The sequence below is a fragment of the Leeuwenhoekiella parthenopeia genome (assembly GCF_020782115.1).
GTDB classification, from domain to species: domain Bacteria; phylum Bacteroidota; class Bacteroidia; order Flavobacteriales; family Flavobacteriaceae; genus Leeuwenhoekiella; species Leeuwenhoekiella parthenopeia.
In genome coordinates this window covers 205,793-230,569 of the sequence record NZ_JAJGMW010000002.1, presented here as the reverse complement: position 1 = coordinate 230,569, position 24,777 = coordinate 205,793, and the positions used below count along the sequence as shown (strand labels likewise).

The 24,777-nt window shown below is 43.4% G+C and carries 11 protein-coding genes; 7 read left to right on the top strand and 4 right to left on the bottom strand.

Annotated elements, in window-relative coordinates; all coding sequences use genetic code 11:
• Positions 1–47: 47 nt before the first annotated feature.
• From LLW17_RS02240 to LLW17_RS02230, 3 genes are all read right to left on the bottom strand, one after another.
• Positions 48–1,562, bottom strand: a complete 1,515-nt coding sequence (locus tag LLW17_RS02240; protein ID WP_228228638.1) for a sulfatase family protein — start codon at positions 1,560–1,562, stop codon at positions 48–50.
• A 76-nt stretch (positions 1,563–1,638) separates the two neighbouring features.
• Entirely contained in the window at positions 1,639–3,129 is a 1,491-nt protein-coding gene (locus LLW17_RS02235) for a RagB/SusD family nutrient uptake outer membrane protein (protein ID WP_228228637.1), read from the bottom strand.
• Positions 3,130–3,149: 20 nt separating this feature from the next.
• Positions 3,150–6,221 (bottom strand): SusC/RagA family TonB-linked outer membrane protein, encoded by a 3,072-nt coding sequence (locus tag LLW17_RS02230; protein ID WP_228228636.1) that lies wholly within the window; start codon positions 6,219–6,221, stop codon positions 3,150–3,152.
• Between the two features lie 288 nt (positions 6,222–6,509).
• On the opposite strand from LLW17_RS02230, the gene LLW17_RS02225 reads away from it, so the two are divergent.
• The 7 genes from LLW17_RS02225 to LLW17_RS02195 are packed head-to-tail and all read left to right on the top strand — an operon-like array spanning position 6,510 to position 21,756.
• Positions 6,510–7,886: a sulfatase family protein gene (locus LLW17_RS02225; RefSeq protein WP_228228635.1), complete on the top strand. Its 1,377-nt coding sequence runs from the start codon at positions 6,510–6,512 to the stop codon at positions 7,884–7,886.
• A 7-nt stretch (positions 7,887–7,893) separates the two neighbouring features.
• Positions 7,894–11,181 (top strand): glycosyl hydrolase, encoded by a 3,288-nt coding sequence (locus LLW17_RS02220; protein WP_228228634.1) that lies wholly within the window; start codon positions 7,894–7,896, stop codon positions 11,179–11,181.
• A gap of 25 nt (positions 11,182–11,206) precedes the next feature.
• Entirely contained in the window at positions 11,207–12,964 is a 1,758-nt protein-coding gene (locus tag LLW17_RS02215) for an alpha-L-rhamnosidase-related protein (RefSeq protein ID WP_228228633.1), read from the top strand.
• Positions 12,961–14,517: a sulfatase gene (locus tag LLW17_RS02210; RefSeq protein ID WP_228228632.1), complete on the top strand. Its 1,557-nt coding sequence runs from the start codon at positions 12,961–12,963 to the stop codon at positions 14,515–14,517. Before LLW17_RS02215 ends, LLW17_RS02210 begins: the two co-directional genes overlap by 4 nt.
• 3 nt (positions 14,518–14,520) lie before the next feature.
• Positions 14,521–15,999 carry a sulfatase family protein gene (locus LLW17_RS02205; protein ID WP_228228631.1) on the top strand — a complete coding sequence of 493 codons (1,479 nt, stop codon included), beginning with the start codon at positions 14,521–14,523 and terminating at the stop codon, positions 15,997–15,999.
• Between the two features lie 2 nt (positions 16,000–16,001).
• Positions 16,002–17,501 carry a sulfatase family protein gene (locus tag LLW17_RS02200; protein WP_228228630.1) on the top strand — a complete coding sequence of 500 codons (1,500 nt, stop codon included), beginning with the start codon at positions 16,002–16,004 and terminating at the stop codon, positions 17,499–17,501.
• Positions 17,502–17,550: 49 nt separating this feature from the next.
• Positions 17,551–21,756 (top strand): DUF5722 domain-containing protein, encoded by a 4,206-nt coding sequence (locus LLW17_RS02195; protein WP_228228629.1) that lies wholly within the window; start codon positions 17,551–17,553, stop codon positions 21,754–21,756.
• Between the two features lie 1,636 nt (positions 21,757–23,392).
• Here LLW17_RS02195 and LLW17_RS02190 read toward each other — a convergent pair.
• Entirely contained in the window at positions 23,393–24,631 is a 1,239-nt protein-coding gene (locus tag LLW17_RS02190) for a site-specific integrase (protein ID WP_228228628.1), read from the bottom strand.
• Positions 24,632–24,777 lie beyond the last annotated feature (146 nt).

Genomic DNA, 24,777 nt, shown 5'->3' with positions numbered 1-24,777 from the left:
AACCGATATAAAAAAACCTGAAACATACATTTCAGGTTTTTTCTGGCTTAATTCATTGCCTGCTCTCGCTCGGCAAATAACTCGTACGGACTTTTAGTATAGTTGTACATCCAGGTTTCCGGTGGCCTGATCTCCGTAAATTCTTCCGCCCCATAAAAAGCATCATTATAGGTTTTCATCCAGCTACGGGTAAGTTGTTCAAGACTGTCGCGTTTTGCACGGTAGTTTTCGTCATAAAACAAATTATTGAGCTGATAGGGATCGTTGTTTCGGTCGTATAAAACATTGGTAAGCGGTATAGAGTCTTTACCTCGTCCCATCGCAAACGTAAAATCTTTGGTAACCACACCCCGCCAATTGTTGTTGTTGGCAACTCCCCTTCGGTACAACCATAAAGGCACATAGTCAACCACATCTTCCTTCCCGTTTACAAGAGCATCAGAATGATCCTTACCGTCATACTTCTGGTCTGTCTCAATATCCATAAGGCCCAAAATCGTTGGCATAATGTCCAATGCGCCAAAAAGCAGGTTGGTATCTGTACCGGCCCGTAGCTTTTTAGGAAAACGCATCAATAAAGGGATGTGATTGGAGTAATCGTGAGGATACTGCTTGGGTAAAATCGCATTGTGCGACTCCAGCATATCGCCGTGATCGGCAGAAAACAGCGTCAGGGTATTCTCGGCGATTCCCAACTCGTCAAGCTTGGCTGTTAATTGACCAAAGGCCTTATCTACGCCACTCACCATCGCCATATACCCGTGATACATACGTTTGCGGTCTGGAGTGGGTTCAATCCCGGGACGCATCTCAATACTGTCGCGATCGTAGAGAGCCATTAGTTCGTCCATCGTATCATAACGGTAATGCATTTTACCATCTTCTCCTTTAAACTTGCCCCAGTCGTGTGGAGGATGCCAGGATACAATCAACGCAAAGGGTTTAGACTTGTCTATACTGTCCAGATAAGCCAGCGCCTGGTCTGTCTGCCCATACACTTCCCATTTGTCAAAATATTCTTTCTCTCCCTGATTATTCCAGAAAAAGGCATGACCCGGTCTAAAATCTACATGGCAATTATTGGTCAGCAAGGTGTCAAAACCATAGCGCAGTTCGCCTTCCGGTACCGGCCGGTCGCGCTCACCACCCAGCAAATGCCACTTCCCTATATAGGCAGTTTGATAGCCCTGCTCCTTTAAGATTTGGGCTAAAAGTTTGGTCTTATTGGGTAACAAGGGAGCATCATTGATAAAGGCTCCGTTTTTAAGCGGTTGCATACCGCTCATAATCATCCCCCGAAAAGGCGTACAAACCGGCTGGTTTGAAAACGCATTATTAAAACGTATTCCTTCATTTGCAAAAGCATCCAGATTGGGGCTTTTGATCTGCCTGTTGCCGTAGGTTCCCAACATATCATACGAGTGTTGGTCTGACAACACAATCAACAAATTGGGCTTTTGAGCAGCAGTTGTTTCAGGGGATGGGGTTGCGTTTTGGTTTTTGCAACTCCAAACACCCACCAGGACCAAAAAAAAGAGAAAAATTCGATTCTTGAAATGCATACGATCCTATATAAAATTAAGGGGCAAGCCTCAAAAGCAATGCCCCCTGAAAATCAATAATTAGACTAAAGTTTTATTAATACCCGGGGTTTTGAGTTAAGTTAGGGTTATCATCAAGCTGACCCTGTGGAATGGGTAACAATTCCATCTTTGGATCGTAGGTGACACCAATGCGTCTTGATGCTGCATTATTAGCAATAGAAGCCTGAATATCTCCCCAGCGCTGTAAATCCCCATATTCCTGATACTCTCCTGCAAGTTCCCATTTGCGCTCCTGCTTAATTATTGCTCTTAAAGCAGCTCTATCTGTTGTAGAAACAACGGGCAAACCTGCACGATCCCTTACCAACTTTAAATAAGGAAGAGCCGCTGCTGCCTGATTGGATTCATTTAAAGCTTCTGCAAGCATCAGTAATATATCTGCATAACGCATATAAATAATATCATTATCGTGGGCAAACGGAGATACGTCATTTTGAGCATCTTTGAGTTTGCCTAAAGCCACACCACCCGGCTCTCTGTAACCTCCTTGAGGTAATTGCGGGTTGCTGGGGCTGTTATACGTGATCGACCTGCCATTAGCGTCGATATACGTGTACTGCATGGTTACATCGCGTCTCTTATCATCTGGACTAAATGAATTGTAAAAAGCAAGGGAGAAGCCAAACTGGTATTGCCCGTTTCTATTGGCAAATGGCGTGTTGGGTGGACCGGCAAAAAACGTAAGTACCGTTCCGGCAGCATCGTCTTCCACATTGGGTCTAACAAAAATCAACTCGTTATTTCGCTCATTTTCTAAAGTAAATATCGAACCAAAATCGGGCTGCAAGGCATAAACTCCAGAATCTACAACTTCCTTCAGCTTGGCCGCTGCAAGGGCATACTTATCGGTTTGTTCTAAAGGCTTACCTGCCATATGCAAGTACACTTTTCCTAGAAACCCTTTTGCTGCACCTGAAGTCGCACGACCAAAATTAGCCGCATCCCAAGTTGCAGGCAAACGCGTCTCTGCATATTGGAGATCTTCAATGATGGCTGCATAGACTTCTTCGGTAGTGTTTCTGGGCTTAAAAATTACTTCTTCAGAAAAATTGGTAGTCTCTTCCAAATAGAGGGGTACACCTCCAAACCATTTCACCAAATTAAAATAAAAGAAGGCCCGCTGAAAACGCGCTTCAGCAATTTTTTGCTCAGCAAGACTTTCTTCAAGACCTACTCCGGGTACATTGGCAATAACGGCGTTTGCTCTGTTAATACCTCTGTAAAAATTACTCCACCACACGCCGTGGGCAAGTGTGGGATTGAAGTTCAAACCTGCAAGAAAGAGTTGGTTTCCACCATTAAATCGGGTGGTTACACTCTCTCCGGGTCCTGATGTGGACATAAAGTACCATAAATCGTGATTGGCGGTATTTAATGAGGAATACACCCCAAACAGTGCCAAATCAACGTCGGCCTCGTTGCGATACAGGTTATCTGCCGAAAGAAAATCAAAAGGTGTTTCCTCTAAACTTTCACAAGCCGACAAGGTCAGAAGACCTATAAGTATTATAACTATATTTTTCATAATCGTTGTTTTTTCTTGTTCTAAAATCTAAAATTCACACCCATGGTATAACCTCTCTGTCTGGGATATACACCAAGATCTACCCCAGGAGCCAGTGTATTTCCTCCAAGCGAACTCACCTCAGGATCAATACCGCTATAATCTGTTATGGTAAACAAATTGGTTGCTGTGCCATACACCTCAATTCCAGAAAACGTATTGCTGTTTTCCATTGGAATATTATAACGCAGCGAAACGCTTTGTAAACGTATGTAACTACCATCCTCAACCATATAGTTTGCAACCGGTGGCGACTCACTATTTATAGAAGGGTATCTGATATCATTGGTAGGGTTGTCTGGTGTCCAGCGATTTAAATACCAGTCAACTGTCTGGTTTTTATAGGATTCGTTATTTTGAAATCCAGATCCCAAAACAGTACCTATGGTATTGTAAATATCATTTCCTACAGAACCCTGAATAAAAATATTGAGGTTAAAATTTTTGTAGTAGAAATCATTCACCCAGCCAAATGTATAATCAGGGTTTGGATTCCCTATAACCTGACGGTCTTCATTGGTTATAATCCCATCGGGAGCACCGTCTTCTCCTCCGCCAACGTCTTCAAACTTCCAGCTTCCCAATTGAGTTACGCCATTGCGTGGTGCAAAGAGTGGATTGCCATCAGCATCGAAATCACTTTCCTGAATAAGACCTACCGCCTTTAAACCATAGAATAGACCAAATTCTTCTCCCGGTCTGTATAAATGCCCATTGCCAAATACATTTTGTCCCAGTCCGGGCCCAAAACGATCAATGTCATTAAAAAGTTCGAGCACCGTATTTTTAATAAAGGTAACATTGAAATTACTACTCCAGCTGAAATTTTCGTTCTGAACAGGCGTAAAATCTATCGCAAATTCAAAACCTTTATTTTCAATACTACCGAAGTTTCCCTGATAAGATGGGTAACCCACCTGATCTGGCAATGGCACTACTGCAAGTAGGTCGAAGGTTTCCTTTTTAAAATAGTCTGCTGTGATGTTGACCCTGTTTTGAAACAAGCCCAGATCAATACCTATATCTGTTTGTCTTGTAGTCTCCCATTTGAGGTTAGGGTTTTCGACACTTACGGGGAATAATGCAAGATTTAAGGTCTGCCCGGTACCGTAAAAAGAGCTGCCGTAGCGAGCCAGAGACTGATAGGGAGGTAAAGATTGAGTACCTGTTTCCCCAATAGATGCTCTAAATTTTAAATTTGAAATGGTCTTGCTGTCTTTAAGAAATGCTTCTTCTGAAACTCTCCATCCCAATGCAGCCGATGGAAAATAACCCCATTTTTCGTTTTGAGCAAATCGTGATGAACCGTCTGCACGTATAGTAGCAGTTAACAAATAGCGGCTGTCAAAGGCATAATTCAATCTAAAGAAACCAGACTGAATTACACTTCTGTTGCGGCCACTTCCTATAGTAGGATCACCTGTTGCACTACCTACATCGTTAACACCTAAAGCCTCAATAGGAAAATTATTCACCCTGGAGTTGCTGGCAATATTATTGAATTCACTATACTCAACCCCTGCGGTAGCAGTGATATCATGATTTTCGGCAAAAAGATTTTTATAGGTCAAATAATTACTGGTAATGTAATCGTAGCTGCGATTTTGGCTCAATTGGGCCAAACCATTAAGATCAATACCAGCACCAACATTGGAAGGGGTATAAATATCCCGGTTATTGAAGGTAAAGTTTAAACCTCCATTAAAGGTATAGGTTAATTCTGGAGTGATTTTATAAGATAGTTCGGTACTGGCGAAAAGATCTGTTACATAATTACGGTCATCCTTGGCAGTAGCTTCCAGATACGGGTTAAAAAACTGTTGTCCTTCACCTGTAATTCCTGCATAATCTCGAGAAGGCACAATAGGCTCTGCCGTGTACGAATAGAATATAGGTCCTGCTCCTGCAGGGAAGGCTCTGGAGCTTGTGATAGCCCGGTTATTCTGAACGTGAGAACCGTTGAGACGCACTTTAATTCCCATTTTATCATTGAAAAGTTTAGTATCAAGATTGGTTCTAAAGGTACCTCTACGGTAATTGGAGCCTACTACAATACCTTTATCTTCCAAAAGGTTTGCTGAAACAAAATAACGGGTGCGCTCCTCGCCACCATTTACGTTAACGCCATATTCTGAGCGTATTCCGGTTCTAAGAATTTCATCCTGCCAATTGAAACCTGTACCGGCATATTGCTCTGGGTTGGGAAATGGTGGCGCATCATTGGGTCTTAGATCTGCAATAGCTTCATTTCTAAACTCCGCATATTGTTGTCCCTGTAAAACCTCATAGGTTTTGCGGGTTTCAGACAAAGTAATATTTTGATAAACACTCACGGTAGCTTTCCCAACCTGTCCTCTTTTGGTAGTAACCAAAATTACACCATTGGCACCTCGGGAACCGTAAATGGCTGTAGCCGAAGCATCTTTTAAAACTTCGAGGCTTTCAATGTCCTGCGGATTTAACTGAGGGGTTCCACTTAAAGGAATACCATCAACGACATATAAGGGCGAATTATCTGCTGAAAGTGAGTTGTTTCCACGAATTCGCACGCTGCTGTTAGCGCCCGGCTCTCCCGAAGAAGAAGTTACCTGAACCCCGGCACTTCTACCCTGTAGCAATTGATCAACAGTATTATAAACTGCCTTTTCAAGATCTTCGCCTTCCACAGAACTGACTGAGCCGGTTATGTCTGTACGTTTTTGAGCACCATAACCTACAACAACCACCTCCTGAAGGCTCTGCTCATCTGCGGTCATTGTGGCGTTTACAAGCTGTTGTCCATTTACAGGCAGCTCTAAAGTCTCAAAACCTACGAAAGAGAAAACCAATACGGCATTAGCTGACTGAGTCGTGATTTGATACTTACCATCAAAGTCTGTCACCACACCGTTGTTTGTCCCTTTTTCAACTACGTTTACTCCCGGAAGGACCTGGCCATCTGAAGTAGAAACCACTCCTGTAATCTGCGATTGCGCATACATGCCTGTTAAAGTGAAAGCAAAACACAAAAGCAGTGCATGCCTTGAGATTTTTTTAAGTTGTTTTAATTTCATGTTGATTGGTTTAAGAATTAACAAACCCGATTTTCAGTAGCGATAACGATTTCGGATTTTAAAACAATATTAACAACCTCGTTTACAACCTCTATCCTGTACTCTCCTGTTTGGTTTTACATTTTCTATAACAATCGATTGCATTAGCTGATTAAACTTCAACGGAAGTCTTATTTTATTTTAATTATTAAGGTATTTATAGTTCAGCCCTAAAAATGATACAGTACAGTACAGGATGATTCTTTCTGAAAAAAAGGTTCTTTTTGGACCGTATATAGTTTTTGTTTTATGAAAAAAGTTATTTCAGCCTTGCTTTTCGTTTTCCTATGCGGAATCCTAATGGCCTGCAAAACAGATTCTTTAGAAGAAAAAAAACGGCCAAATATTATCTTTCTGCTTACCGATGATCAACGCTGGGATGCTCTGGGCTTCGCCGGAAATAGCATCATTCAAACCCCACATCTCGATAGTCTGGCCAAACATGCGCTTTACTTTAAAAATGCATACGTCACCACGTCTATCTGTATGGTTAGCCGGGCAAGTATACTTACCGGGCAGTATTTGTCTAAGCACGGTATAGCTGATTTTAATACTTCCTTAGGAGCAAATGCCCTAGCCCAAACCTATCCCGCACTTCTTAAAGACTCAGGGTATTATCTGGGGTTTGTAGGCAAATTTGGTGTGGGTAATCCTAAAAAACATCCCGACACCCTATTTAATTACTGGGCAGGTTCTTCATTGAGTCAGCCCAAATATGAAATGTTTGATCAAGCAGGGGACTCCATTCATCACACAGACCTTGTGAATACGAAAATACAGGAATTTATTAAACAGGCTGCAGACAAACCTTTTTGTCTTTCGGTAAGTTTTAAAGCACCCCATGTTCAGGATGGTGATCCCAGACAATTCATTCCCAAAAAAGAATATCAGGATCTGTACAGTGCGGCACAGATTGCGTTACCTACTACCGCGGCTTCGCAGTATTACGACGCGTTGCCCTATTTTTTTAAAGACGAAAAAAACATTGCCCGGGAGCGTTGGAAACTGCGTTTTGATACCCCTGAAAAATTTCAGGAAAGTGTAAAAAATTATTACCGCCTTATAACCGGTGTTGACGATGTGGTAGGAGATCTCAATCGCCTGTTGAAAGAACAAAATCTGGAGGATAACACCATCATCATCTTTATGGGCGATAATGGGATGTATCTGGGAGAACATGGCCTTGCCGGCAAATGGTTTGCTCACGAGGAGTCTGTACGGGTCCCCTTGTTTATTTACGATCCCCGCAATGTGAATCGTGCTCAAAAGTCTGAAGATATAGCACTTAATATTGACATTGCCCCTACCATCCTGGAGTTAGCCGGTCTAAAAGTGCCTGATGCCATGCAGGGAATAAGTCTGCTTGATGCAGAAAAGCGACAATCACGCAAAGACTTTTACTATGAGCACAGTTTTATGGGTAGTCCTGCTTTACCTGTTACTACGGGTGTCCTGGATCCCAACATCAAGTACATCAAATATCCTGAATACGATTATGAAGAACTCTATGACCTAAGCATAGACCCTAACGAAACCAGCAATCAGATTAAAAATTCGGAATATGCCGATATGCTGAATGCCAAACGAAAACGATATCTTCAGCTTCAGGAAGCTGCAAAAAAATAAAATCATTATGAGAATACCCTTTGGTCAACATTCCTTTTTACGTTTTGCAGTGCTCTGCTTGATGGTACTCACGCTTCAGGCATGTGAGGATACAGCATCACCTGCTGAGGCTGAAAATTCAATAACCACCGCGCAATTGCTGCAGGATTTTAAGAATCCGCCTACAGACAAAAAGCCGTGGTTATACTGGTATTGGATAAACAATCACATTTCTGAAGAAGGAATCACCAAAGATCTGGAGGCCATGGCCGAGGTAGGTATAGGTGCTGCTTTAATTGGTAACATCTACTTGCCTAATGTAACTGAAGATGGCCAGGTCCCGGTGCTCAGCGAAGAATGGGAACGCCTTACCCGGCATGCTATCAGTGAAGGTGCTCGTCTGGGTGTTGACATTGGGTTATTTAACAGTCCGGGTTGGAGCCAGTCTGGCGGACCGTGGAACGATGCCCGTAATTCTATGCGCTATCTCAAGGCTGATGAAATTATTGTAACCGGCCCTGCTCGTTTCTCCCAAAAACTGCAAACCCCGGCTGATTTTCAGGATGTGAGCCTTTTGGCCTTTCCCAAAATGGAAACACCAGATCAGGCTCCGGTTGATTTTTCCATTTCAGCTACGCCTTCCATAACAAACCTTCAAAAAATTACAGATCGGAACACGACTACGGTCCTTTCACTTAAAGGCCTTAAAGCTTTAAACCTTGATTTTAGGTCAAAACAACCGGTCACCTTACGCAGTTTGAGCATTACACCCTCCCGCTCCACTTTTGTGATGCAGGCCAAATTGCTAGCGCAGGTTGCCGGTGATTGGGAAGAGGTGCGCAGCTTCCGCTTTGATCGTAGTAACGATATGGAAACCGTAGGTTTTATTGCATATCCACCCGTAAGCGTCTCGTTTCCGGCAGTTACCGCAACCCATTTTAAACTGGAATTGACCAATATCTCACCTACCCGAAATGCTCAGGAATACGGCATTGCTGAAGTCGCTTTACAAACACATCCGGTATTGGAATTTGCAATAGAAAAACAGCTGGGTAAAATGCACCAGACCCCGCTTCCACTAGATGATGCTTACCGTTGGCCTGCTCAGATAGAACCCGAAAGCGCATACGTTATTCAAACCATTCAGATACAGGATCTCAGCTCGAATCTGGCGTCAGACGGTACACTCACCTGGGATGTGCCCGAAGGTGAATGGACCATCCTGAGAATGGGAATGGTTCCCACAGGTGTTAAAAATGCCCCGGCTGCCGAAAATGCTTCGGGCTATGACGTAGATAAAATCAATAAAGCGGCATTAAAGCAGCATTTTGATGGCTTTATAGGCCGCATTTTAAAAGATCTGCCTGCCGCAGATAAGAAAGCCTTTAAATATGTGGTGGCAGACAGCTATGAAACCGGTGGTCAAAACTGGACCTATGATTTAGAAATTCCGTTTAAAGAAACCTATGGCTATGATCCCAAACCCTGGCTTCCGGTAATTACCGGTCGCATTGTCAATTCGGTAGAAGAATCCAATCGCTTTTTATGGGATTTAAGAAGACTGGTTGCAGACCGTGTTGCGTATGAATATGTAGGCGGAATGCGCGAACTTTGTGAAGAAAACGGCTTGCAACTGTGGCTTGAAAATTATGGCCATTGGGGTTTTCCTTCTGAATTTTTAACCTATGGCGGGCAATCGCATTTGATAGGTGGAGAATTTTGGGCGGAAGGTGACCTGGGGAGTATTGAATGTAAAGCAGCTTCCTCGGCAGCTCATATTTATGGAAAGAATCAGGTATCTGCAGAATCCTTTACCGCAGCTCAGCGCCCGTTTCAGCGGCATCCCGGCGAACTTAAAAAACGAGGAGACTGGAGTTATACCGAAGGTATAAACCACCGGGTATTCCACGTTTATATAGAACAGCCTTATCAAGACAGTATCCCCGGTGTAAACACGTGGTTTGGCACCGAATTTAACCGGCACAACACCTGGTTTACCCAATCAAAACCCTGGATTGATTATGAACGCCGGGCTCAGGTTATGCTGCAGCAAGGTTTGTATGTGGCAGATATCGCCTACTTTATTGGCGAGGACGCCCCTAAAATGACCGGCGTTACAGATCCTGAACTCCCCAAAGGCTACTCCTTTGACTACATCAATGCAGAGGTTTTGTTGCGCGATGCTACGGTAAAAGACGGGCGTATTACCTTACCCGATGGGATGTCTTACCGCATTTTGGTATTACCCAATCGCGAAACCATGCGACCTCAGCTTTTAGAAAAAATAAAGGAACTGGTTTCTCAGGGAGCCGTTATTATGGGCAATCCACCTGTAAAATCGCCAAGTCTTGAGAACTACGGTTCGGCAGATGAGCGCGTGCAGCAACTGGCCCAGGAGCTTTGGGGAAATACCGCGAATACAGATAATGCTCCCATCAGCTTTGGTAAAGGATCTGTCTTTAAAAGAGGCGATCTCGCCAGGGCTCTTCAGCAGATCAACACACCTCAGGATGTTGAACTTTCGGGCGATGTCCCGGTTTTATGGACGCACCGAACCTTGCCTGACCACGAGATTTATTTTCTTACCAATCAAAGCGATTCGACTCAAACATTCACGGCGTCTTTTCGCGTAAGCGATTTAAAACCGCAGTTTTGGGATTTGGTTACGGGTAATGCCCGCTACCTTACCCAATTCACACAGGAGGAGGGTCGTACTCAGGTGCAGCTAACTCTGGCACCAGCCGAAAGTGGATTTATCGTCTTTTCAAATGAAGAATTAGCCGCAATACAATCCCAATCCAATGCACCTGTTCAGGATATTTTAAGTCTTACCAATCCCTGGAATGTGGAGTTCAAAAATGAGAAAATAGGCATAGACACGCGTATCGAGATGGATTCTCTGGTTGACTGGACGCAACTGGAGCAGGACGATCTTCGGTATTTTTCGGGTACTGCAACCTATACGCAGACTTTTGAGTTGGATAGCCTTCCGCAATCTGGCAGCATCTTCCTAAGTCTCGAAAAAGCTGAAGTTTTTGCAAACATAAAAGTCAATGACATCTTTATCGGCGGACTGTGGACGGCGCCATGGGAATTAGATATCACAGACGCACTCAAAGCGGGAACTAACCGTCTTGAGATTGAAGTTACAAACCTTTGGGTAAACCAACTCATTGGTGACAGCCGCTTGGAAGCTGCAGACAAAAAAACCTGGACGCTAAACAATCCGTATTCTACAGCAAATAAATTGATGCCTTCCGGCCTTCAGGGACCCGTAAAACTCCGGTTGAAATACCCTAATTACCTCAAGCTCTAACAGGCCTTATTAATGCAAATTACTTATGAAACTACTCAAAATAATCCTTCCTGTTTATCTGATTTTGCTTTCGTGCAACGCACAAGCGCAACTTCCTCCTGTATTTGAAGAAGCCGCCAACACACGATTACGCACCAGCGAATTGTCTAAGGTGTATTTGACGCCCCAGCGCATAGTTTGGCAAACAGATACCACCGGCACGTATTTACAAAACACCCAACAGCTGCTGGTAAAGGGAAACGGACAGGTGGCGGTTAATGATCAAAATCTTACCCGGTTTATCAGCATAGACGATCACAAACCCGGAATTTTATTGGATTACGGCAAAGAAATTCACGGAGGGCTCAAAATCTCAATGGGCATCAGACCCGATAAGACTCCGCTGAAATTACGCGTGCGGTTTGGCGAATCGGTAGGTGAGGCCATGTCTGATATTGGTGGGGAGCAAAATGCCACCAACGAACATTCGCTGCGTGATTTTATCGTCGAGGTACCCTGGTTGGGAAGTATCGAGGTTGGTGAAACCGGTTTTCGTTTTGTAAGACTCGACGTGGTTGAAGGCGATCAAAATGCTCCAATTAAATCTATTGAAGCTGCTTTTGTATATAGAGACATTCCGTATCTGGGATCTTTTAACAGCAGTGACCCACGCCTTAATGAAATCTGGAAGGTAGGCGCATACACGGTTCACCTCAATATGCAAAGTTATCTGTGGGATGGTATAAAACGTGATCGTCTGGTTTGGGTAGGCGATATGCATCCCGAAGTGATGACTATTAATACCGTTTTTGGCCCCAATGAAGTGGTGCCCAAAAGTCTCGATCTTGCCCGGGATCAACATCCGCTACCGCAATGGATGAATACGATTAGTTCGTATTCGATGTGGTGGATTTTAATTCATAAAAACTGGTACGATTACCACGGCGACCTGGCCTACCTCAAGGAGCAGGAGACCTATATGATCAATTTGCTCGATCAGCTCAGCACGTTTATTGATGAAAATAATGCCGAAAAGCTGAACGGCGGTCGCTTTCTGGACTGGCCTACCAGCGTACAGCCCAAAGCGATTCACGCCGGGTTGCAGGCTATGATGGTAATGACTTTTGAAGCCGGAAGCGAAATCATGGAAATTTATGACAAACCCGATTTGGCTAAAAAATACACAAACGTAGCCCGGCGTCTTAAAAAACACATTCCGGAAGGAAACACCTCAAAGCAGGCTGCGGCACTGATGGCACTTGCAGATCTGGCAGATGCCAAAAAGACCAATACCGAAATTCTTAAAAAAGACGGCGTACAACGTATGTCAACCTTTTACGGGTATTATATTCTGGAAGCAATGGCAAAAGCCGAAGATTATGACGGTGCCCTTGATGTCATACGCACCTATTGGGGCGGCATGCTCGATCTGGGCGCTACCACGTTCTGGGAAGATTTTGACATTCTGGATGTAACAAACAGCAGCCGCATTGATGAGCTAACCCCGGCTGATGAAAATGATATTCACGGTGACTTTGGTGAGTTTTGTTATATAGGCTTCAGGCACAGTCTGGCTCACGGCTGGGCAAGCGGTCCCACTCCCTGGCTTACTCAATATGTCCTGGGCATACACGTGATGGATGGCGGAAACACCGTAAAAATTGAACCACACTTAGGTGATCTGGAATTTGCTGAAGGCACATTCCCGACCAAATTTGGCATTCTGCGTGTAAAACACACAGCAACCCCAGATGGAATTATCACAGACCTTGAAGCGCCAGACGGACTTAAAATTATAGAATGATGATCCCATTTCTAAAAAATACGATTCTTTCAATCTTCTTTTTTACAGCGCTGTGTTTACAGGCTCAGGCTCAGGAAAACAAACCCATGAACGTGGTTTTTATTCTAGCAGATGATCTGGGCTGGAGTGACACCACGCTTTATGGCACTACCAGTTTTTACCAGACGCCCAATATTGAAAGGCTGGCGGCAAGAGGCTTAACCTTTAATCGGGCTTATGCGGCATCGCCCTTATGCTCACCTACCCGAGCCAGTATACTCACCGGGCAAACCCCTGCGCGCAATGGTGTTACAGCCCCACAGGCGCATCTGCCTGAAGTTCGGCTCAAAGAAACCTATCCTGAAAAATCAGCTCCGGGTAAAAAAGTAATCATTCCGCAATCGGTCACAAGGCTGGATACGAGCCTGCCTACTTTAGGCAAACTGGTCAAATCAGCAGGTTATGCTACAGCTCATTTCGGAAAATGGCACTTAGGACTGGAGCCCTATACACCCCTTCAGCACGGTTTTGACCTGGACATCCCGCATTGGCAGGGACCTGGCCCGGCAGGGAGTTTTGTCGCTCCCTGGAAGTTTAAAGACTTTAAGGAAAATTATCCAAAAGAACACATCGAAGATCGCATGGCAGAAGAAGCGGTACACTGGATGCAAAAACAGGATCGTGACAAGCCTTTTTTTATGAATTATTGGCAATTTTCGGTACACGCGCCTTTTGATGCTAAAGAAACTTACATCGATTATTACCGCACTCAGGTTGATTTTGAAAACCTTCAGCATTCACCCACTTACGCGGCTATGGTTCATTCGCTTGATGATGCGGTAGGACGTTTACTGGACGAGATTGATCGTCTGGGAATAGCAGACAATACCATCATCATCTTTTTTAGTGATAATGGCGGCAATATGTACAACGGTATTGTGGAAAGCCTGCCTAACGGCGAAAAATTTCTGACTCCGCCTACCAGTAATACGCCACTCAAAGGAGGCAAAGCGACTATGTATGAAGGCGGGATACGCGTTCCCTGCGTGGTCGTATGGCCGGGCCTTACAAACCCCGGTACCACAACCGATGCGCTCATTCAATCTACCGACTTCTACCCGACGCTGGTTGAACATTTAGGCCTGGAAGTACCCGAAGATTATAGGATTGACGGCGTTAACCTTACACCGGTACTTAAAGGCGAAGCCTTTAAACGAAAGCCAGTAATCACCTACTTCCCTCACGATCCAGGAGTTCCAGACTGGTTACCACCATCTGTAGCTGTAAATGATGGAGATTGGAAGCTGATTCGCCTCTTTAAGAATGGAGCTGATTTTGAAGACGAATTTCTGCTCTTTAACCTCAAGTGGGATATCGGCGAAACCAATAACCTTGCCAGCACCTACCCGGAGAAAGTTGATGAACTCAACACCTACATCACAGAACATCTTACGGATGCCGGTACGATTATACCTCCCAAAAATCCCGCCTTCGATCCATCAATGTATGATAGTGGTTCGATCGGGAAACAAGATGGTGGCTTGCGTCATCCAACAAAAATTCAAATTGATTAGCAGATGCAGAACGGTAAATGCTTTTTCGTCTTGCTCATTTGGTTGCTGGTATTTCCCGGCATCCAAAACCCCTATCATGCGCAAGATACCCAGCCGTCCAAACCTTTAAATATCGTATTAATTCTTACAGACGACCAGAGTGCACACCTCTCGGTTTTAGGTACTCCGGGCATTAAAACTCCTCACGTGGATGCTTTGGCAAAAAAGAGTGTGCTTTTTACTAATGCTTTTGCGGTTGTGCCTTCCTGCTCTCCCAGTCGCAGCAGTATTATGACGGGGATGTATCCTCACGCAAACGGGCATTGGCGCAATACGATTACGCCCAGTCTGGCAGACCCTGATGTAGAATTTACCAAAGCCGGCACACACATTGACGAAGTAGGCATTCACGAATACCTCAAAACCCTTCCTGAAATACTACAGGAAAACGGCTACTATACCGCCATTACTCAAAAGTTTCATATGAGTCCGCCGTGGAAATTTCCCTACAACGGGCGCAGCGACGTGCATAACGATCCCGAAGCTTACAAGAGCGAAATACAAAATTTCATCACAGCCGCCGGTGGACAGCCCTTTTTCATTCAGGCGAATATTGCGGCTCCTCACAGGCCTTTTGGCTCGCATATGAAACGCTTTCCCGGGTTTTTACCCGATAAGAATGCTATCGCAGTTCCCGGGTTTCTGGCAGACACCCCGCTTATGCGTGAAGATTTACAACAGTATTACGGTTCTGTACAACTTGCAGATGCCTGCGCGGGTGCCATTTTAGAAACGCTAAAAAACAACAATCTGGATCAAAACACTTTGGTTATTTACACCAGCGATCAGGGGATGGCATATCACCGCGCTAAAGCTTCGGCATATTACGCCGGGCTTCACGTTCCCTTAATTGTAAGCGGCCCGGGAGTGATCCAAAACAAACAAACCGATGCACTGGTGTCGCTAATAGACCTTATGCCTACCCTTCTGGATTTTGCCGAACTACCCATCCCTAATCAGGTTCAGGGTAAGTCGTTATGGGGCATTTTAGCCGGAAAACAAAATGAAATCGAAGACCGGGAATATGTTTTTGGGGAACACAATTCCCACGGCCCTCCACGCGACGAGCACTATCCTAGTCGCGCGGCTTTTGATGGGCGGTACTATTACATTTTAAACCTGATGCCCGCTAAAGCCTATGTGCTTCCGGCAGACCTGAGACAGCAACAGGGCTGGGGAAATCTCAGTTATACAGCCACGCTTCAGGCAAAAGAAACCCATCCACAAGCCTATAAGCTGTTGCAAACTTTAGAATCAGGCAGACCGGCAGAAGAACTTTACGATATGCAAAATGATCCCTTTCAGCTAGAAAATCTGGCTGATTCCCAAGCCCATACTGCTATATTAAAACGCTTTCGCGAAAAAATGGCAACCTGGCGCAAAGAAACCGGAGATCTGGCAAACGACCCGCTCCAGATCAAAACCAGACAGCAAACCCGATAATTATGACGATACGCCTTTTTACCTATACCCTTCTTGCAGTAAGTCTTTTTTTCACCGGTTGTAAAGAGCAAACCACCACTCCTGCGAAAAACACAACTGCTCAATCCAAGCGTCCCAATATCATATTTATTATGGACGATCAACACCGCTGGGATGCGCTTGGGATTGTAGATTCAATTATAAAAACGCCCACGCTAGACAGTCTCGCTAAAAATGGTGTTTTCTTTCGCGAAGCGGTATGCCAGGCTCCTATGTGTGTGCCCAGCCGCAACAGCATTATGTTTGGCCTTTATCCCAATCAAACCGGGGTGTATCGCAACAGCGGTGGTGTGGCAGATTCATTATTGCCGGGTAAAACCATGGCCCAATATTTTAAAGATTCAGGATATGAAACTGCAGGTTTTGGTAAAACGCATTGGGGTAGGTACAAGACAGACACCCGTGGTTTTGAGACCCGTTATACTTCAGAAATCCCCGAAAAAGGAGGTAAAAGTATGGCCGAACTCAATCCTGAAGCTAAAGCGCGATACGACGCCGAGGTCGCCGCTATGGGGCCCGGAGAAGAAAACAATCTGGGATATCTGGGTTTTACCAGCAAACTCCCTGAGTCTGAACATCGCGATGGCTGGATCACAGACCGCGCGCTGGAGTATATTGAAAAACGGGAAGACGAGCGCCCCTTGTTTTTCTATCTGAGCTATATGAAGCCCCACGCCGGGCATAACGTACCTGAGGGTTACGAAGATTTATACGATCTTGACGAAATCACCTATGCCCAGCAACCCCCCTGGGATGAGGACTATTCTCCCCACGCTAAAGGTGTCAATCGCCGGGATCTGTATGAAGAGTACTGGAAAAATGCTACTGACGAAGATTGGAAACTTATGACCATGCGTTACTACGCCAATGTGACCTGGATAGATGATATGATGGGCAGGACCTTACGCGCTTTGCGAAAAAAAGGATTGCTGGACAACGCCATCATTGTTTATACATCAGACCACGGTGAAATGCTGGGAGAGCACTATTACCGTTTTAACAAATACAATTTATATGAAAGCAGTGTACGCGTTCCGCTTATTTTAGCCGGAAATGCCCTACCCGAAGCTGTACAAAAAGGCAGTGTTTCTAAACGCCCCACCGAAAATGTGGACATTTTACCCACCCTGCTTGAACTCGCCGGAATACCGCAAAACAAGCCATTACCGGGAAGTAATCTCCTCAAGGAGGCCACTAAACCGGCTAGTTTTTCGGCATTGCACGAGCGTGAGGGTGAAGCGGCATTTATGTGGCGTACCGAAAATCACAAACTCATTTTGGTTTTAGAACGAAAAGACAAAACCTCAGCCTACTCGCGGGACGCGATCATAACCGGTGAGTTCTATAACCTCGCTGAAGATCCCCGGGAATGGAATGACTTATACGGAAAAGCTTCGGTAACTGAATTACAGGAGCGCTATACCGATCAACTACTTACATTTCTGCAACAGATGAAACCCTAATTTGACCGCTTTGACTAATATGTTTAATTAACAAACCAAACCAATTTTTATGAAAAGACTTCTACATCTAATCCTGCTGTTTACTTTGGGTATTCCGGCAATGGTGAGCTCGCAAACGATATCGCTTGAGCTCAATCCTGGTTTGAAAAACCAGATGAACCTAACCGAGGTTTCTTCGGGAACCTATGAAATCACCACACAGGGAGCTGATCCCTGGGTGATCACCAGGCCTATTTCGGCCTACGATCCCAGCGCCGTCTATGTCATCAGTTTTGATTACATCGCTACCGAAGGTCTGGATAATTTTCAGATTTTTTACGGCAGACCCATCAGTCCGGCAACCCGTCGTATCGATTTTGGCAGCCTCGCTCCCACTACCGAGTTCACCACTTTTAAGGCTTTTATGAAGTATGAAGTGACCAACTGGGATACCTTTTACGACAGTTTACGACTCGATTTGGGGCGCAGTGCGGGGCAAACCATTACGATTACCAATCTGGTAATTCGGTCGGCTGAAGCCGGCGAAGTAGTGCCCGTGAGCCTCAATCCTGAGCAACGCAATCAAATGGCCATTACCGAAGATCCTGCAGAAACCTTCAGCATCAACACTTTAGGCAACGACCCTTACGTGTACACAGATCCCATCCCTGTTTACGATCCCGAGCAAACTGTGGTACTGAGTTTTGAATATACTTCATCCACCGGAATTGATTTTTTTGATTTGTTTTATGGCTTTCCTCCCAGCCCAGATCGACGCATTCAACTGGGATCCATTCCTGCCAGTAGCACGCCAAAAATTTATACCTTAATCCTACCTGTTGCGGCATCTGCATGGGATCAATATTACGATCAGTTGCGCTTTGATTTTGGGAGAAGCCCCGGGCAGAATATCACCGTGTCCAATCTGGTTTTACGCGAACCCACAAATGCCGAAAAACCTGCCTTAAAAGTTGAAGAACAATTTGCAATTGAACTGGATGTCAATCGTACCAGTCCGTTTTTAACTGCTACCGAATTGGCAGACGGCTCGTATCAACTCGACACCGAAGCAAATGATCCTTGGATTTTGAGCAAGCCGGTTGAAGTACGTTACGATATTGAAGAAACCTATATTCTTACTTTTGAGTATAAAGCCGAAGCTGCGTACAATGAACTTCAGGTATTCTTTGCACCTCCTTTAACCGGGCAGCAAAGCTTTACTGCAGACGTATTACCGGCAGCAGCAGACTGGACCCCCGTAACCATCAATCCCAGATTACTGGTTGACAACTTTCAGACTAAAAACTGGAACCAGTTTCGCTTTGATTTTGGGCGAAATGAAAACGAGGAAAAAAGCCTGTTTATTCGCAACATTACGCTAAGAAAGCCTACAGCCCAAGAGCTGGTTGAAGAACAAACCAGCGACAAATTTGTAAGTCGCGCCCTTGATGCAAGCTTTCAGGCGTATCTGGATACCACTTTTGAAAATGCAGTGACAGACGTTGTGATAACACAGGATCAGGTTATTGTAAGTGGTACAGCGGCTGGTACTTCGCCGCTCTTTCTTGCTGAAGCTACTGCAGATCTTTACGGCTTTGATGCCAAAGGATTGACCACGATTACGCCGGTCGAACTCGTTGACCAAACTTTTAAACTCGAGTTTCCGCGTTTTGAAGCCGCAGGTGATCATAATCGCGATCGCCTGTACTCCCGTTGGGTACTGGTTGACAGTGACGATGCTTCGGCTACCAACCTGGTTTCTAATTTAAAATGGCCGACCAATATAAGTGCTGCCGCGCTAAATAACCTTCCGGAGGACAAAGCTCGAAGCGTAAAGGGACTTGATGGTCTAACTCCCAACACCTTGCCTAATTTCTCAGACCTAACCGATCTGGATATTACCAGTATGAAAATCAATCTGCTGCTTAATGGTGTTTTCAGCCTTAATCCCAGTGCACTCACCCACGAGTTTAACGGCAAGGTTTACAACATCAACGCCAATTTTGTAGGCAATCTCGATTCAAGACTTAAGGCACTAAGTGATGCAGACATCAAAGCCTCTGTAGTTTTGCTGATTCCTATAAGTATTGCCAATCCAGATCTGGATCGCATTTTTACGCATCCTGATGCTTCACTGGGTCTTTACAGCATGGCCAACGTAACTACGCCCGAAGGAATAGAATATTACACGGCAATGATCGACTTTTTGGCACAGCGCTACAGCAGACCCGATAAGCAATTTGGCCGTCTGGATCAATGGATTATTCACAACGAGGTTGACGCGCATACCTCATGGACGCACGCCGGGCAAAAACCGGTTGATCTCTACACACAGATCTACGACAGATCGATGCGTATGGTACATTATACCATTCGCAAACACAATCCTGCAGCCAAAGTCTTCGGTTCGTACACCAAACACTTTAACAGTAAAGCGGTGAGCGATGCCAATTTTAGGTCAAAAGATGTTTTGGCAACTCTGGTTGAGCTTAGCCAAAAAGAAGGTGATTACGAGTGGGGAATAGGCTGGCATTCGTATCCTACCAATCTTTTTAATCCGTTGGTATGGAATGATGCTCCGGCGCAAACTCAGTTCAATTTTAATACCCCGCAAATCACGCCCCGCAACCTGGAGATGATTGATGCCTATGTACGTCAAAAAGAGGTGCTTTATAATGGTAAAAAGGTGCGCACTATTTTACTATCAGAAAATGGTTTTAGCTCAAATACCGAACGAAACGCTAATGCCAATGAGACCACACAGGCAGCTGCACTTGCTTATTTTTGGAAGAAAACAAATAACCGATTACCTGCCATTGAAAATATTCAATTACACCGCTGGGTAGATAACCCCAATGAAGCCGGACTTCTATTTGGCTTATGGACGGTACAGGAAGGTACTGTAGAAGGTTTTGATCAGAAAAAGGAAGGCTGGTATGTTTGGGAAGCTGCTGGCACAGCCAATGAAGACGCCTTTTTTGAACCCTATAAAGCCATTATTGGCATAGATGACTGGTCTGAAATTTACGACAGTGTAGCTACCGAAACTACACCGCATACAGTTACTATGCGTATTGAGGGTTGTAATGCTTCGCTCGATGCCCTTCTGGTTGCCTTTAACGGGGAATACAAAAAACCTCAGGAAGACGGTAGCCTTATCTTTTATAACGTAGCCTCTAATGTAGATCAGCCTTATCAAATACTGAAAGGCTCGGCTGTTCTCGATGAATCCGTGTTGCAGGTGACTAGTGATCTGGATTTAGTGATAAGTCTGGAAGCTTTTGCGGGAGTAGATTCTAGAGGAATTGCTCCAGATCAGATTGAAATAAGCTGGGCCAGCAATCTTGCCGAAACCAATGGCTATCAAATTGAAGTGAAAAGTGGCAACGATGACTTTAGCATTCTCGATCAGGTGGCTGCTGACGCAACCACTTATGTGCACCAGGGCGTACAACCGGGAACCCGTTATACGTATAGAGTTGCAGCCCTTCTGGATGATGGTCAACTTTCCTGCTATTCCGAAGAAACTGAGGTCGTGGCGCCTTTCATTATCGTGAATTACAGAGATGGAGATAAGGAAAAAACAGAAAGCAATAAGATACGCCCTCATCTCATACTTCAAAACGAATTGGATGCGTCTGTGAATATGGAACGCCTAAGCCTGCGTTATTGGTTTACAGCCGAGAACACAACGGGTATGGTATTTAAGGCTGAGCAAACCGGGATTTTCAATAAAAAAGACTTCTTCGGAAACTTTACCACACTTGCAGAAAATCGGGATGGTGCAGATCACTATCTGGAGTTGACATTTGGTGCAAATGCAAGCCTCCCTGCATTGGGTAACTCGCAGGAGCTGCGCATGAAAATCGAAAAAGAAAATCCGTCTCCATTTGATGAGCGAGACGATTATAGCTATGCAGACTTCAGCAGCTTCACACAAACCGATAAAATCACGGTATATTGGGATGGCGAGTTGATTTGGGGCGTAGAACCCGGTCCCGCAAACCCGGTAAGCAATGATGAGGATACTCAGGATTTGGGCCGAATAGCTCCAAACCCGGCCAGAGCTCAGACCATTTTGTATTGGGAAGAACCTATTGAGGCTTTTGGAGCATTTTCTATTCTGGATTATCAGGGTAATACTACTGAAGCTCAGGCTCTGCTTCAGGAAACTCAGGAATTGCAACTAAACCTGCCGGTACTTCAAACCGGTATTTACATCCTTAAAGGCTCTGTAAATGGAAAATCATTCTCCAAGCGCCTGATGATTGACTAGAATGTATGTTAAACTTAAGGCTGACAACAACTTGAAAATAGTCTGATACCGCCTTTTAATTCGAGTATAATAATAAAGATGTATATGTTTAATAAAATCTTGACTCTATTCTATGTTTTTTCTTTTCTGAATCTGCCTTTTCCTATATAGGCATATTCAATCCAATAGTATTTAGAAAAAAAACCTACAAAAGTTTAGCAGTATAGAAGAGAACTTGGAAATTTATTATATTAAATCTTTAAGAATAATTCTGGTCAAAGAATTTCAAAATGGGCTGCCTCGTATAAAAAATAATAGTATTTACGGATAAGGTAAAATTCTTTGGATAGCTGGATACGAGATTTTAGCTTTTTGAAATATCCGCAAAATCTGAAGAAATTATACAAATCTGCAATAAAGTAATATTTATAAGGTATTACAGTAAGGGCGTTTAGCATTCAGGGAGGTTAAAACTGTTTAAAAAATTAAGTCAGAGAGAATCATAGGAAATTGAATATTTCACCAAAATTTGGAGGAAGTTTAAATTCTTACTGAAAAAACTTTAAGACTACAATTGAACCGTTTAAGAAAGATTTGAAAAAGGACACTTTGAGAAACTAATAAAAAAAGTAGAGTTAACACTTTTATAGATTTAGCAAATGTTATCAGGATAGCTATTAAAATCATTCCGAACTTTGGAACACAATTTATCGGTAAAACTAAGGATTTGTTAAGTGACGAAACCCCTATTTAATGTAGGGGACTAAACCATTTACTTATTTCATCTTGAGCAAATCCTTTTTTGCTCAACTGAAATAGTATTGTAGATCAAAACGCATACAGGTTTTTGATGTTTCATTTACTTCCTCCAGAGCCGTCGCAATACCTTTTTTGATAGCTGTTACCCTCAGGATTTTAAATTAGAAAAGGGCTATAAATAGGAGGGCATAGCCGACCGGTTTATGCGCCCGACTAATTTAGAATCCTGTATTTTTTCTATCAAAAAAGGTATGCTGTAGTGAGTTTTTGAAATAGGAAATAAATCACGAAAGTTAAAGATTGTCCATTTATGGTTAGGATGTCCCGGCGAACTCAGGTCAAAAATGGCTAACATAATTTGATACAGTAAAATTGACCTTTTTGACCTGTGTTCAAGGCTTTCTGAACGAACCTCTTTCCCCGAAACTCAGTGCAGGGGAATGTGGTGAGGACTATCTAAATTTCCCTTCTTTATTCCTATTTAAATAAGATTTGTCGCAAAAATCTGCCTGTTTACAGGGCTTAAAAGTGGATTTGTCGCAAATTGTTGAAAAACAAGCAGAATTACCAAATATAAAGTGCTGAAATAAAATGAGTTATGCATCTGTAACATCGCGCAGCGTGTTACCCTCTTGCTACTCATTTTACATTCGCTACGCTACTTAAAATGGCAGCTTTTTACTTCGATGCTGTCAATTTTGTAGGAGTGATTTTAATTACCAATTCCTATTTTATTTGTGAACATATTTAATGTAGCATTTAAAAATAGTCTTTCAAATTTTACTGTACAGTTCAGGAGGTTGGCCTCCTAAACTCGTTGAAATGACACGAATGAAGCAGTCTAATTATCATCTTTTCTATGCCGGTTCCTTTATATTCTTTAAGACTCAAAAGCGCTTCAGTTTTTAGCTTCCACTCGTTCTATCTTAAGCTCTAAATAATCCATATCATCTCCTAATTTTCGCTCAACGACCTTAGCATAAATTTGTGTCGTCGATAATTTTTTATGCCCCAAAATCTTAGAAACGGTTTCTATGGGCATGCCGTTAGATAATGCTACTGTAGTAGCGAAAGTATGTCTGGCTAAATGAAAAGTAACATCCTGACTTATTTCACACAATTCAGCGATTTCTTTTAGATATTGATTAACCTTTTGATTCGAAATTTTAGGCAGTAAGGTTTGGGTGATTTCACACGCTATATCATTTTTGTATTTATCCAATATAGTAATGGCCTTCTTTAAAAGGGGAACTTTTACTGAATTGCCGTTTTTCATTCTCCGGGTTACAATCCATAGTTTTCCATTAACTCCTATTGTAAGATTATCAGACTTCAATAATACTAGATCACCATAACTTATTCCTGTATAACAACTGAAAATAAATAAATCCCTCACTCGTGAAAGTCGGTTAGATTTAAGATCAATCTTCTCAATTTTTTTAAAGTTTTCTGCCGATAAAAAAGTCCGCTCTCGAGGCTCGAGCGTAGACTTAAAATTAAGAAAGGGGTTTTTGTTGATCCATTCCAAACGATGTGCTAAAGAAACCATTTTCTTTAAACGTTGTATATGCTTCATTACCGCGTTATGCTGTAAATTTCTCTTATGAGTGTTTGATTTTGTCAACCTCAGGAAATTGTCGAACCTGATAACAAAGCTATAGTCCAATTCCTGCAGGTAATAATCTGTTCTATTGTATTCCTTTTTGATGAACCTGCGTACATAATTCTGGCTGGTTATATAGAGCCGTGAAGTATTAGGGCTTAGTTTGGAAAAGCAGGTGGTGTTGTGGTATTCAAATATATCTTCTAGGGAATAGAGTTTTCCTTCTTCTCCAAAGTATTTCTTTTTGATATTCTCAACTGTTCTAAGCTTGCCTTCAATACGTAATTCCTGATAGCATTGAAAGAGCCTTGAATATTCCTGATCCAAAAATTCATTTAATTCTAACGAAAAAGCATCTGTTCCTGTTAATCGCTGGGCCCGAGAATCCCACAAAGAGAGGATTACCTTTCGCTTTAAACTGATGTTCAGTTTCTTGTTATCAATAGATATACGGGCGTATACCGGAGCTTCTCCATTTTTGGCTCTTTGCTCATAGACCCAAAATAGGACTGAAAATGTTGAAGTAGTTCTCATGATTTGACGTGTTTAAATGAAACATGTTTGCGAAAGTCAAATCAGTGATATGTAGATAAAAGACTAAATCAATCGATAATTTTTGTTGACAAAATGTTGACGATCTGCGCGACGAAAAGCACAAATTCAATTAAAATCAAAAAATG